Annotated in this window: 12 protein-coding genes; 2 read left to right on the forward strand and 10 right to left on the reverse strand. The window is 61.3% G+C overall.

Annotated features, from left to right (window positions below):
* The first annotated feature begins 355 nt into the window (after window positions 1–355).
* Together BUB53_RS11765 and BUB53_RS11770 are read left to right on the forward strand one after the other, a co-directional pair.
* A complete protein-coding gene (locus BUB53_RS11765; RefSeq protein ID WP_073035120.1) occupies window positions 356–709 on the forward strand; it encodes a cyclophilin-like fold protein in 354 nt (117 codons plus the stop codon).
* A gap of 47 nt (window positions 710–756) precedes the next feature.
* The gene (locus BUB53_RS11770) at window positions 757–1,509 is read left to right on the forward strand and encodes an SDR family oxidoreductase (RefSeq protein ID WP_073034970.1); all 753 of its coding nucleotides are present in this window, start codon (window positions 757–759) and stop codon (window positions 1,507–1,509) included.
* 243 nt (window positions 1,510–1,752) lie between these two features.
* Here BUB53_RS11770 and BUB53_RS11775 read toward each other — a convergent pair whose 3' ends face one another.
* The 10 genes from BUB53_RS11775 to eutB all read right to left on the reverse strand — a co-directional run bounded on the left by BUB53_RS11775 (window position 1,753) and on the right by eutB (window position 13,510).
* Window positions 1,753–2,928, reverse strand: a complete 1,176-nt coding sequence (locus tag BUB53_RS11775; protein WP_073034971.1) for an ABC transporter permease — start codon at window positions 2,926–2,928, stop codon at window positions 1,753–1,755.
* Between the two features lie 5 nt (window positions 2,929–2,933).
* The gene (locus tag BUB53_RS11780) at window positions 2,934–4,601 is read right to left on the reverse strand and encodes an ABC transporter permease (protein ID WP_073034972.1); all 1,668 of its coding nucleotides are present in this window, start codon (window positions 4,599–4,601) and stop codon (window positions 2,934–2,936) included.
* 83 nt (window positions 4,602–4,684) lie between these two features.
* Window positions 4,685–5,797, reverse strand: coding sequence for an extracellular solute-binding protein (locus BUB53_RS11785; protein ID WP_073034973.1), 1,113 nt, complete (start codon window positions 5,795–5,797; stop codon window positions 4,685–4,687).
* Between the two features lie 113 nt (window positions 5,798–5,910).
* Window positions 5,911–7,014, reverse strand: coding sequence for an ABC transporter ATP-binding protein (locus tag BUB53_RS11790; protein WP_073034974.1), 1,104 nt, complete (start codon window positions 7,012–7,014; stop codon window positions 5,911–5,913).
* 227 nt (window positions 7,015–7,241) lie between these two features.
* Window positions 7,242–8,612, reverse strand: a complete 1,371-nt coding sequence (locus tag BUB53_RS11795) for an aspartate aminotransferase family protein (RefSeq protein ID WP_073034975.1) — start codon at window positions 8,610–8,612, stop codon at window positions 7,242–7,244.
* Between the two features lie 77 nt (window positions 8,613–8,689).
* Window positions 8,690–10,165 (reverse strand): NAD-dependent succinate-semialdehyde dehydrogenase, encoded by a 1,476-nt coding sequence (locus BUB53_RS11800; RefSeq protein WP_073034976.1) that lies wholly within the window; start codon window positions 10,163–10,165, stop codon window positions 8,690–8,692.
* A 111-nt stretch (window positions 10,166–10,276) separates the two neighbouring features.
* Window positions 10,277–10,750, reverse strand: coding sequence for an Lrp/AsnC family transcriptional regulator (locus BUB53_RS11805; protein ID WP_073035121.1), 474 nt, complete (start codon window positions 10,748–10,750; stop codon window positions 10,277–10,279).
* Window positions 10,751–10,765: 15 nt separating this feature from the next.
* Entirely contained in the window at window positions 10,766–11,530 is a 765-nt protein-coding gene (locus tag BUB53_RS11810; RefSeq protein ID WP_073034977.1) for a nitrilase-related carbon-nitrogen hydrolase, read from the reverse strand.
* A complete protein-coding gene (locus tag BUB53_RS11815) occupies window positions 11,527–12,519 on the reverse strand; it encodes a cyclodeaminase (protein WP_073034978.1) in 993 nt (330 codons plus the stop codon). The genes BUB53_RS11810 and BUB53_RS11815 overlap by 4 nt, the downstream gene beginning before the upstream one ends.
* Window positions 12,509–13,510, reverse strand: coding sequence for a hydroxyectoine utilization dehydratase EutB (gene eutB / locus BUB53_RS11820; RefSeq protein WP_073034979.1), 1,002 nt, complete (start codon window positions 13,508–13,510; stop codon window positions 12,509–12,511). The genes BUB53_RS11815 and eutB overlap by 11 nt, the downstream gene beginning before the upstream one ends.
* Window positions 13,511–13,605: the final 95 nt, after the last annotated feature.

Raw genomic sequence — 13,605 nt, forward strand, 5'->3', positions numbered from 1 at the left:
GTAACAAAGCCGAAACCGGCAAGACCGGGGGATCGGGCGGCGGCCTTTGCAGGCCGTCGCCCGCTTCGCCTCAGGGGCGGCATCGGTCGTGACTGGTCAGCGTTGCGAGCCGGAGCAACAGGATCGAACGCCGGATAAGATACGGGCAATTCATGACCCACACTCATGAGTGATAGAAAGCTTCAGCCGGTTATCCCGCGCGCATGAAGGTTTAAATTGCAAGGCAACCGAAACCGGACAGGAAAGGGGTATCACGATGACCGCCCGAGGCATGACACATATCAGGGCCGCCGCGGTGGCATTGGGTCTTCTGTCCGGCGTTGCCCCGGCACATTCCGAAACAGGAGAAACCGCCATGACCAGGATTCACGTAATCGTCGGGAACGAGACACTTGAGGCGACGCTGGACGACACACAAGTCGCCCGCGACTTTGCCTCGCTCCTGCCGCTCGACCTGACGCTGAGCGATTATCACGCCACCGAAAAGGTCGCCGACCTGCCGCGCAAGCTCGATATCAGCGCCGCGCCCGACAGCTACACCCCCAAAGCGGGCGATATCACCCATTACGCCCCCTGGGGCAATCTGGCGATCTTCTACAAGCCGTTCCAGACCTCGCGCGGCCTTGTCCGGCTTGGCGAATTCGACGGGCCGATGGACGCCCTGATGCAGGATGGCGCCTTTCCGGTCCGCATCGAACTGGCCGAATAGACCCAAAGCAAGCAGGTGCGCCTGCACCAAATTCCAAGGAAAATATCATGACAAACAATATCACCGGCAAGACCGTCATCATCACCGGCGCCTCCTCCGGCATCGGCGAGGCGAGTGCCAGGCTGCTTGCCGCGAAGGGCGCCAATGTCGTTCTCGGCGCGCGCCGCGCGGACAGGCTCAGGCAGATCGCCGACGAGATCGAAGCCGCCGGCGGCAAGGCGGCCTGGCAGGAACTGGACGTCACCGACCCGTCGGAAAACGAGGCCATCGTGAAGCTTGCCAAGGACAGGTTCGGCGGCGTCGACGCCATCTTTCTCAACGCCGGGCTGATGCCCAGCAGCCCGGTTTCGGCGCTCAAGACCGACGAGTGGAACCGGATGGTCGATGTGAACATCAAGGGCGTGCTGAACGGGGTCGCGGCCGTCATGCCGACATTCACCGCGCAGAAATCCGGCCATGTCCTTGCCGTGTCCTCTGTTGCGGGTCTCAAGAACTATCCCGGCGCAGCGGTTTATGGCGGCACCAAATGGTTCGTGCGCAACTTCATGGAAGTCCTGCGCATGGAATCCGCCACCGAAGGCACGAACATCCGCACCGCAACGCTTTACCCGGCAGCAATCAACACCGAACTTCTGGGCACGATCACCGATCAGCAGACCGCCGAGGGCATGCAGGGCCTTTACGATACATTCGGCATCTCGCCCGACCGGATCGCCGATGTCGTCGCCTTCGCGCTCGACCTGCCGGCAGACACCACGGTTAACGAATTCACCGTCGGCCCGGCCAACCAGCCCTGGTAACGACACGGGCGGTCAATCCGCCTGGGGACCCGCCATGAAAAAGGACCAGCCGGGGACGAATGTTCGCGCCCGGCTGGTTCGTCATGAAACACCGCATGCGTGTCGTCGTCCGATCAATACGCGGCTCGGCAATGGTCCGGATGTGGCATCACAGGATGCCATGACGGGATTCGTACAAAACCCGGGTCGGTTTCGTACGTTTTGTACGAAACGCGCCGCCCGGATGGGCGGCGCGGGTTGGGGTCAGCCGGGGCTCATGCCGCGCAATCGCTCGGACCGGCGGCGCAGCAGTTCGACCGTCGTCAGCAGGGCAATCGAGATCACCACGAGGATCGTCGCAACCGCCAGAATGGTCGGAGAGATTTGTTCGCGCAAACCGATAAACATCTGCCACGGAAGGGTTTTCTGCCCTGCCGAACCGACGAACAGAACCACCACCACCTCGTCAAACGACGTGATGAAAGCAAACAGCCCGCCCGAAATCACCCCCGGCAGGATCAGCGGCATCTGCACCCGGAAGAACGTGGTCACCGGATTCGCCCCCATATTCGCCGCCGCGCGGGTCAAGGAGCGGTCGAAGCCGACCAGAGTTGCCGTTACCGTGATGATAACAAAGGGAATTCCCAGTGCCGCATGGGCCAGAACAACCCCCCAATACGTCCCCTGAAGCCCCAGCCGCGAGTAGAAGAAATACATCCCCGCCGCCGAAATGATCAGCGGCACGATCATCGGCGAGATCAGAACCGCCATGATCGCACGCCGGAACGGCACGTGTTCAGAACTCAGGCCAATGGCCGCCAAGGTCCCGAAACCAACCGATAAAATCGTCGCCATCGGCGCAATCGACAATGAATTCCACATCGCCTGTTGCCAGTCGCTGTTGGTAAAGAAATCTCGGTAATGCTTGAGCGAATACCCCTCGGGATCAAAGCGCAGCATCTCGGGCGTGAAGGTAAAGAAATTCTCGGCATTGAAGCTCAGCGGCATCACCACAAGAATCGGCGTGATCAGGAAGATAAAGATCGCCCCGCAAAGCACCCGGAACAGGAAATGCAGAAACACCTGCATTCCCGTGCTGTAAGGCGGCAGTTTGGCGCGGTAGCGTCCCTCGCCCAGCCAGAAAATGAACCACCCAAAAAACGCGCCAAAGGCAAGGCCGATCACAACGCCAGGCACACCGGCATAGGCAAACCCGACCGCGCCGAAGCCAAGAAAGGTAAGCCAGCGCGCAGCCCGTTCGTTCCGGAACACCGAGAGCCACACAAAGGCCAGCACCGCCGTCAGCACCGCGCCAATCGCCACACCCAGCAAGGGATTGTCATGGGCCGTTCCCACCAGCAGCCCGCAGAAGGCCCCGGCAACCGCCACGACAGGCGCGACAAAGGAAACAGGTTTCGGTTCGATGATAGTGAGTGTCATCCGTCTTACCCCAGCTTCACGTTGTCGATGCCGACAATCTTGTCATAAGCCCAATAGAGGATCAGCACCGCCGCCAGCAGGATCGAGCCAAGCGCCGCCGCCAGACCCCAGTTGAGCGAGATCGAAATGTGATAGGCGATCCGGTTCGAGATGAAGGTACCGGTGGTGCCGCCCACGATTTCGGGCGTGATGTAGTACCCGATGGCAAGGATGAACACGAGGATCGACCCCGCCCCGATGCCCGGCACCGATTGCGGGAAATAGACCCGCCAGAACGCCGTCCAGTTCGTCGCGCCAAGCGATTTCGCCGCACGTACATAATAGGGTGGAATGGTCGACATGACCGAATACATCGGCAGGATCATGAACGGCAGCAGGATATGCGTCATCGCCACGATCGTACCGAACTGGTTGTTGATCATCACCAATCGGCTGGCATCGTCCACCAGCCCCAGCCAGACCAGCGTATCGTTGATCACGCCTTGTTGCTGCAACATCACCTTCCAGGCTGACGTTCGCACCAGAAGCGACGTCCAGAACGGCAACAGCACCAGAATCATCAGCAGGCTCGACGTGCGCATCGGCAGGTTCGCGAGCAGGAACGCCACCGGATACGCCAGCAGGATGCAGGACCCCGTGATCATCAGCGACATGAACAACGTCCGTTTGAACAGCTTGATGTAAATCTGTTCGGATTCGGGACGCGCCTGAAAGCCTTCGGGCGTTTTCTGCATGTCTATGGCATTCAGGAAATAGCCCTCGGTGAAGGGCGGGGCATACATCTTGATGGTTTTCCAATTGTCCAGATCGCCCCAATCCTCGTTCATGTCGAGGAAAGCCTGCTTGTAATCAATGGCGGGTTGATCGGCCATGCCTTCCTGCGCTGCGCGCAGTTCCTCCGCACCGGGGCCATCATAGCCGGACAGATCGGCACCATTGCGCAAATCCTCGATCAGCGCGACCTTGACAGTCTCCCACGGTTCTTCTTCGGCAACCACGTCTCCGTCGGCAATGGCCGTGAATACCGCAAAGGCGCTATAGGCCCGCACCGTGCGCGGCAGAAGATCAGCGATCTCTTGCGACGGCGCAAAGCCCACCTCGCCGGAAAAGCCGGTTTCGTTCAGCCTGGACAGGCGCGTGCGCTGAGCCTCAACGATGTCGTCCGCCTTCGCTGCGCCGTCAGCGCCGCTCATCAGCGCGAACCAGAAAGCCTCGTCGCCCCAGGACTCGTCGATATCCTCCAGGGCGTCGATCTGATCTTCGCCGACATCGTCCACCCTGCGTCCCGAGGTACGGAACATCGAGGAAATCCCGGCCTCTTCATAGTTCAGACGCGACCCGAGGCGCGTGTGGCGCTTGGACTCGGCGGCCAGAAACATATCGTAGTAAAGCGCCTCGAACGTCTCTTCTCCGGGCATCGTATCGCCGGTGCCGTCCCAATCGTTCAGCGTTGCAACCGTATTGGGCAGGGTGTTCGAAACGATCTGGTTCTCGACCGAACGGAACAGCATGTCCGCGATCGGTGCGATGAACGTCACGAGAACGAAGATCAGCAAGGGCGCGATCAGGGCCAGCGCCCGCATTTTCTGGGCCCGTAACGCGCGGTTCAGGCTGCGCTTGAGTGGCGTCCCGTCAGCGGCCAGCACCGGGCCGGAATCGGTGGTATCGCTCATCTTGTCCCCGTTGGAATTCTTTATGTTTTTGTCGAGAGGGCCGCGCGCGGCCCTCTCGGGTCATTTTCAGTCAGACAGACCGATCAGTTGGCCAGCCATGCCTGGAATTTCGCATCCAGATCGTCGCGGTTGTCCGCCCACCATTCATAGTCATACAGGTGAGTGTTCTCGGCATTTGCCGGATCGGTCGGCATGTGCGGCGCCATGTCGATGCCCAGTTCAGCATGTTGACCGACCAGCGGTGCCGAGGACTGACGTGCCGGACCATACGAGATATACGCAGCCTGATCCGCCAGACGCTGCGTGTCGGTTGCGAACTTCAGGAAATCGAGCACACGGGCCAGACGATCCTCGGGCAGACCGGCGGGAATGACCCAACCGTCCAGATCGAACGACTGCATGTCCCACATCATTTCGATAGGCTGATCCTGCTCGGCAATCGCCGAGAACAGACGACCATTATAGGTCGACCCCATGAAGACTTCGCCATCGGCCAGCAGCTGCGGCGTTTCGGCGCCGGCGGTCCACCAGACGACCTGATCCTTGATGCTGTCCAGCTTGGCCAGCGCGCGGTTCACGCCCTCGTCGGTGCTCAGAACGTCATAGAGTTCGTCCTTGGCCACACCGTCGCAGTACAGCGCCCATTCCATGTTGTCGATCGGACGCTTCTGAAGCGAACGCTTGCCCGGATAGGTTTCCAGATCGAACACGTCGCAAACGGTGCTCGGCGGCTCGACGCCATCGGGCACCATGTCGGTGCGATAGCCGAAGGTGGTCGAATAAACGATCTGCGGAATAAAGCAATCGCTGACAATCAGATCGCCAAAGTCGTCGCTGGCATCCGTGCCGTCGGGGGCAGGCGCCAGTATCTCGTCGTGGTCCAGCTCCATTGCCAGACCTTCGTCGCACAGACGCATCGCGTCCGAGGCCACGACATCGACCAGATCCCAGGTCACGTTACCGGCTTCGTTCATGGCGCGCATCTTGGCAACGGCTTCGGCCGAGCTTTCGTCCCATGTGGCGGTCACGCCGGGATTTGCGGCCAGGTACGGCTCGACATAGGCTTTTTGCTGGCTGTTCTGATACGCGCCGCCCCAGGAGACGAGCGTCATCGAATTGGCCATATCCTGCGCCTGAGCCGACACGGCGGCTACAGTCAGCGCGGTCGAGGCCAGAAGAGTTGTCTTGAAGGTCATTTCATACTCCCAACTAACGTCCCGTTTTGGTTTCAGGGCTTCGGGTTACGGGCAAGAACCTCAAAGCCTCAGGGTGACCGCACCCCGTTATCGAGGGCGCGAAGACACATGACTTATACCGCGTCCAGTGCGCGGCAATCGCGCGGCAACCATCCGATCTGAATCTGCTCGCCCGGTTGCAGGCGCCGCTGATCCGCCGAATTGCGGGTCTTGATGATGAAATCATCCTTCCCGGCCACGCGCAGGCGGGTGCGGAACACATCGCCCATATAGATGAATTCCATCACCTCGGCCTTCAGGGTGTGGGCATTCTCGCCCAGCTTGGCGGTGTCCACCTCGACACGCTCGGGGCGGATCGAGATGGTCGTGCGATCCCCGACCTTGCTCACATTGACCGGCTTGGCGTCAATCAGTTCGCCATCGTCCAGTTCGACAAGGCAGATATCGTCACCAATCTCCTTGATCGTCCCCTCCAGCGTATTGTTCTCGCCGATGAACTGCGCAACGAAGCTGTTTTCAGGGCTTTCATACAACTCGTCGGGCGGCGCAAGCTGCTGAATGCGACCATCGTCGAACACGGCCACGCGATCCGACATGGTCAGCGCTTCGGTCTGGTCATGCGTCACATAGACGGTGGTGATGCCCAACTCATGCGCCAGATTGGTGATTTCGAACTGCATGTGCTCGCGCAACTGCTTGTCGAGCGCGCCCAGGGGTTCGTCCATCAGGACCAGCTCGGGCTCGAACACCAGCGCCCGAGCCAGTGCGATCCGCTGCTGCTGGCCGCCCGAGAGCTGCGCCGGACGCCGCCCACCGAAAGCGCCCATCTGGACCATGTCCAGCGCACGTTTCACCTTGGCCTCGCGGTCGGCCTTGCCGATCTTGCGCACTTCCAGCGGGAAGGACAGGTTTTCAGCCACGGTCATATGCGGGAACAAGGCGTAGTTCTGGAACACCATGCCGATCCCGCGCTTGTGCGGCGGAATGTTGTTGATCGGGCGTCCGTCCAGCTTGATCTCGCCATGCGTGGCGGTTTCGAACCCCGCCAGCATCATCAGGCAAGTTGTCTTGCCGGAGCCCGACGGCCCGAGCATCGTAAGAAACTCGCCCTTGGGCATGGAAAGGTTGAGGTCTTTGACGACAAGATTTTCGCCATCATAGCTTTTCTGCACACGCTCAAATTCAACGAACGCATCGCCGGTCGTGGTGTCGGCCAAGTTAGGCTCCCTGTTATTGTTACTCGCGGATTTTCCCGCGTTTCATTGAACTAAAACGCCATTGAATTTGTGTTGCAACCCGATTCCGCGACATTTTGCATCGAATAACGGCATCGCGGGAAGATTGGGCAATTTATATGGGCAATTCAGGCGTTTCGCCTGCGTCTGAATACTGAGCACACGCCGGGCCGCTACCTTTACGGACAGGAGCCCGGCGCCAGATCAACTCAGCCCAGCACCTGCTGAACCGCCTTGACGGTCTTGCCGACCACCTCGTCGGCCTCTTCCCGAGTCAGGCAGAACGGCGGCGCGAAACCCAGGATATCGCCCTGCGGCATGGCGCGGCCGATCACGCCCTGTGCGGCCAGCGCACCAGCGATCTGCGGCCCGACCTTATCAGCACCGTCAAAGAATGTGCGGCTGTCCTTGTCCTTGACGAACTCGACCGCACACAGCATCCCTTCACCACGCACATCACCGACATTGCCGTGCCCGGCCAGCGCATCGGACATGGTCTTGTTCAAATAACCGCCCACCTCACGGTTGTTGGCGATCAGGTCCAGTTCGTCCAGCAGCTTGAGGTTGGCCACACCGGCCGCCGCCCCGATGGGATGGGCCGAATAGGTCCAGCCGTGGCCGATGGGGCCGTTTTCATCGGTGCCCTGTTCCAGAACCTTCCACATCTTGTCGCCCACGATGGACCCCGACAGCGGCGCATAGGCACTGGTCAGGCCCTTGGCGATGGTGATCAGGTCGGGTTCCAGCCCGTAATGATCCGAACCGAACATCGTTCCCAGACGACCAAAGCCGGTGACGACCTCATCGGCCACCAACAGAATGTCATGCTTTTTCAGAACCGCCTGAATGGCCTGCCAGTACCCGGCAGGCGGGGGAACGATACCGCCGGTGCCCAGAACGGGCTCACCGATGAAGGCGGCGATGGTATCCGCACCTTCGCGCTCGATCAGCGCCTCCAGCTCGTCCACGCAATGCTGCACGAACTGCTCTTCGCTCTGGTCCAGATCGTCGCGACGGAAGTAATACGGCGCTTCGGTGTGGATCACCTGCGTCAGCGGCAGGTCGAATTTCTTGTGGAACAGTTCCAGCCCGGTCAGCGAGCCGGTCATCAACCCCGAACCGTGATACCCGCGCCAGCGCGAGATGATCTTCTTCTTCTCGGGGCGGCCAAGGATGTTGTTGTAGTACCAGATCAGCTTGACGTTGGTTTCGTTCGCATCCGAACCCGACAGGCCGAAATAGACCTTGCTCATGTTTTTGGGCGCACGATCCATGATCATCTTGGACAGCGTGATGCTCGCCTCGGTGCCGTGCCCCACATAGGCATGGTAATAGGCCAGTTCCCTGGCTTGCTCCGCGATGGCGGCGGCAATGTCCTGACGGCCATAACCCACGTTCACGCAATAAAGCCCGGCAAAGGCATCCAACAGCTTGTTGCCGTCGCGGTCTTCGATATGGCAGTTGGTGCCGCCGGTGATCACGCGGTTCGGGGCCTCGCCACGGGCGAATTGCGCCAGATGCGTCGAGGGGTGGAAAAAATTGTCACGATCCCATTGATCGAGTTGATCGTTCTTCAGCATGTTTTGTCCTTTCGTTTGTTCGCTGGCCCGGAATTTCTGAAAATTCCGGGCCGAAATCTATTCAGGATCTCGCCCGCTCACGCCCAATCGCGGCAGACGTATTTGATCTCCATGAATTCTTCCATGCCCTTGCGGGCTCCTTCGCGGCCAAGGCCCGATTGCTTGACCCCGCCAAACGGGATCGGCGCGCCGGTGACCTTGGTGCGGTTCACCGCCACCATGCCGAATTGCAACGCACGGGTCACGCGGTAGATGCGCCGCGGATCGTGGCTGTGCAGATAGGCGACAAGGCCATATTCGGTGTCGTTGGCGCGCGCCACGACCTCGTCCTCGGTGTCGAACGGCGTGATCGGCGCGACAGGACCGAAGGTCTCGTCCTTCATGATCGCCGCCTCGTCGGGCACGTCGGTCAGAACCGTAGGCTGATAAAACAGCGGCCCCAGATCGTCACGCTTGCCGCCACAGGCCAGCTTGGCGCCTTTTTTCAGGGCATCGGCAACGTGTTCCTCCTGCTTCTGCACCGCCTTTTCGTTCATCAGCGGCCCGATCTCGGGGTCATCCATGCCCACGCCAAGGCTCAGCGCCCGCGTGGCCTCGGTAAAGCGGCGGCAGAACTCGTCGTAGACCGGACGTTCCACATAGATGCGGTTTGCGCCCAGACAATCCTGCCCGGATGTGGCGAACTTGGCCTTGATGGTTTCCTCGATCGCGGTGTCCAGATCAGCGTTCTTGAACACGATCACCGGCGCGTGGCCGCCCAGTTCCATCACCAGCCGCTTTACCGTGTCAGCGGACTGGCGATACAGCAGCCGCCCGATCTCCGTGGACCCGGTGAACGACAGGGCGCGCACGCGGTTGTCTTGCGTCCAGGGCTCAACCAGCGTTCGGGCCTGCCCCGTCAGCACGTTGAACACGCCCGCCGGAATACCGGCGCGTTCGGCCAGTTCGGCCAGCGCAAGGGCGGAATAGGGCGTTTCGCTCGACGGATGCGCCACGACGGTACAGCCCGCCGCCATCGCCGCTGCGGCCTTGCGCGTCAGCATCGCCGCCGGAAAGTTCCACGGCGTGATCAGGGCCGCGACCCCCACGGGTTCCAGCCACAATTCCACCTCGGCATCGGGCAGGTGGCTGGTGACGCCCTCGATATTCGGGCGCTTGGCCTCTTCGGCATAATACTCGACAAAGCTGGCGGCATAGTCGATCTCGCCGCGCGCCTCGGACAGGGGCTTGCCCTGTTCCAGCACCATGATGCGGGCCAGGTCCTCTTTGTGCTCCAGCATCAGATCGAACCAGCGGCGCAGGATGGCCGAGCGATCCTGAGGCAGAGTCATCGACCAATCGGCAAACGCCGCCTGGGCGGCATCCACCGCCCCGCGCGCCTGAGCGGCAGACAGGCTGGCCACATCGCCCAGCAAACGCCCATCGGCAGGGTTGGTGACAGCAATCGTGGCGCTGTCGTCGCCAGCCGTCCACTTGCCGTTCACATAAGAAAAACTGCGCACAAGGCGCGTATCGGTGACACCATTACGGGTCCAGATCGCAGTATCGGACATAAAAGGCCCTCCTTTCCCCCGAAGATTTAGAGGGTCAGGGCCATGAGTTGAGGCTGAACAATTTGCAGTTACCAGAAGATTCTTCTGCCTCGCGCCAGCTAAACAGACGATTCACCCGATCAAGGCTTCCAACGGCGGCAAAGCCGGGGATTTGACGGGTTTCGTGACGATATAGGTGAAGTACCGCGCCAGCCCGATCCGGGCCTCCAGCATCTCGTCGATCAGGCGTTGGTACGTGTCGATATCGGTGGTCACGATCTGCATCAGGTAATCGAACCCACCCCCGAGCGCCCAGCAGGCGGTGATCTCGTCATAACGCTGCACACTGTCCTCGAAAGCGCGGAAACTGGCCGGGGTGTGATCGGCCAGTTCGGCAGCCACGAACACCGTCACATGCGGCCCCAGCTTGCGCAGGTTGATGCGCGCGTTATAGCCTTCGATGATCCCGGCCTGTTCCAGTTTTTTCAGGCGCTCCCAGCACGGGCTGGCCGACAGGCCGACCTTGGTCGCCAGTTCGGCCTTGGTGATCCGCCCTTCGGTGGACAGCACACGCAAAATGGCCATGTCACGGGCATCGAGTTTCAACATGCCGGCTCCGTTCTACAGTTTCACGCAGTCGCGCAGATAAGGCAGGCGGCTTCGGGCCGCGGCGACACGCGCCGGATCAAACGGCGCCGCGATCAGCCCCGCCTTGCCCGGCACCGCCACGGCGGCGTCTTGCCCATCAGGGGCCACGATCCGGCTGCCGCCGTAAAACGACAGCCCTCCACAGTCCCCTGCATGATCCGCATACGCGATCCAGACTCCGTTTTCAAAGGCGCGGGTCGGCACCAGTTTCTCGGCCACGATCCCCCACTCGGCCCCCAACGCCGTTGGCACCAGAACCACATGCGCACCGCCTTGCGCGGCGTGTCGCAGGTTTTCGGGGAACTCCACCTCGTAACAAATGATCATCGCCAGCCGCAGATCGCCAAGATCGGCAAAAGTCACGGCCCCGCCCCGGCCAAAGGCCCGCTCTTCGAAACTGTACGGCGAGGGCAGGCGCTTGCGATGATTGGCCAGCAAGCGGCCCGATGCGTCAATCAAAGCCGCGGAGTTGTAAATCGTATCCCTGGCCCGTTCCGCATACCCATAGGCAATCGCAGTATCGTGCTTGCGCGCAAGCGCGGCGATCCCTTGCGCAAACGGCCCGTCCGGCGCTTCGGCCACGTCGCCATAATCGGCCCCCTGATCGTACCCTGTCGAGAACAGCTCGGGGCATAACAACAAATCCAGCCCCTGCCCCGCGATATGGCGCTCAAGCTCAGTCAGGCGTTCATCCTGCGTCCCGCCCGAGGCCGGGCATTGATACACGCCCAGCTTCATGCAGAGATCACCGTACCGGCCTTGCTGTCCCTGATCATCGCGAAAACGTGGCTGGCGATGGCCGTATCCTGCGCGCCGGTGCCCGTCAGGTCGGCAATGGTGATATCTTCGTCGCTGCGCCGCCCCGGTGCATCCCCGGTGATGACATTGCCCAATTCCGCCGGAATGCCATGCGCCCAAAGTCCGGCCTGCTTGGCGCTGCGTAACTCGCCCAGAATTTCCGTCTGGCTGACACGATCCGCCACATAGAGATCGGCCAGCGCCAGGGCACGCGGATCGATCTCGTTCTTGCCTTCCTGATCCGATCCCATCGCGGTGATATGCAGCCCCTTGTGCAGCCACTCGGCCTTGACCACGGGTTCACGCGCCGGGGTCGTCGTGACCACCAACTGACTGAGCGAAACCAGCTCAGAGGCGTCCGCCACCGGCTGCACCTCGATCCCCAGATCCGCCGCCAGATCATCGGCGCAGGTTTGCGCCTTGGCCGCGTCCCGCCCCCAGACCAGCAGCTTGCTGAAGGGCCGCACCAGATGGGCGGCCTTCATCTGCAACCGCGCCTGTACGCCGGTGCCGATCACGCCCGCCGTTTCCACCACCTCGGGCGCCAGATGCCGCGCGGCCACGGCGCCCGCAGCCGCCGTGCGGATGTCGGTCAGATACCCGTTGTCCAGAAACAGAGCCTGAACCAGCCCGGTTTTGGCCGAAAACAGGATCATCAGCCCGTTCAGCGACGGCAGGCCCAGCTTGGGATTGTCGAAGAAACCGGGGCTGACCTTGATCGCAAACCCGTCGAACCCCGGAATATAGGCGGTTTTCACATCGACCTCGCCATTGGCGGCAGGCAGGTCCATCGACAGGATGGGCGGCATCACCACCTCGCCGCTCGCAAGCGCGGTAAAGGCCTGCTCGATCACATCCACGGTTTCGATATCAAGGCCGACCACCTGACGCAGTTCCGCCTCGGTTAGAATCTTGATGTCATGAGACATAGGGTTTTCCTTTCACCGTCACATCGCCCAAATCCACATCCTGCCCGGTCACGATGCGGGTGAATGTGGGCATGTCCAGATTGCGGCCCGTCACGATGGTGGCGCTCGGGCCGTCCAGTGTGACCTTGCCGTTCAGCACGGCGGCCAGCCCCACCACGCAGGCCCCTTCGGCCACGATCCTGTCTTCGTAATACAGCACCTGCATGGCGTGATAGATTTCATCCTCGCTGACCAGAACGACTTCGTCCAGCAGGTCGCGGCACATCGCAAAGCTCAGCCTGTTGTTCAGCCCGATCCCCCCACCAAGGGAATCGGCAAGGCTGGCGACCTCTTCGACTTCGACGGGTTTCCCGGCCCTGATGCTTTCATACATCGCCGCCCCGCGATCCATGGTGATGCCCACCACGCGAATGCCCGGATTGATCGCCTTCGCCGCCAGCGCCACGCCCGCCGCCAGACCACCACCCGACAAGGGCACCAGCAACGTGGTCACATCGGGCCGCGCCGACAGGATTTCCAACCCGATCGTGCCCTGACCCGCAATCACCAGTGGGTCGTCGAAGGGCGAGATTTCAACCAGCCCCTCCTCGCGCACCAGACGCAGGGATTGTGCCAGCGCATCGTCCTGACTGCGGCCCTTGATATGCACCTCGGCCCCGAGGGCGCGAATACCGTCCACCTTGGCCTGCGGCACCAGTTCGGACATGCAGACAACCGCCCGCATCCCCCGTGCCCTTGCCGCATAAGCCACACCGCGCCCGTGATTGCCGGTGGAACAGCAGGTCACACCCGCCGCATCGCCCACCCCGGCCACGGCGTTCAGCGCACCGCGCAGCTTGAACGCGCCGATGGGCTGCATGTTTTCGAGCTTCAGCAGAAACTCGGCCCCGGCGCACTCGCTCATGAAAGGCGAAGGCACCAGGGGCGTGGCATCGGCGATCCCGCGGATCGTGTTCGCGGCGGCATGAATATCGGCCAGCGTCGGTTGCATTACGGCTCCTCGATGTATTGTGGCAGCTTTGCCTCGCTACAGGCTATCGTCAATTGTGCGACATGGAATTTCCCAAAAACGACATTTCTTGCCGT

Source organism: Roseovarius pacificus (assembly GCF_900142665.1).
Classification (GTDB): domain Bacteria; phylum Pseudomonadota; class Alphaproteobacteria; order Rhodobacterales; family Rhodobacteraceae; genus Roseovarius; species Roseovarius pacificus.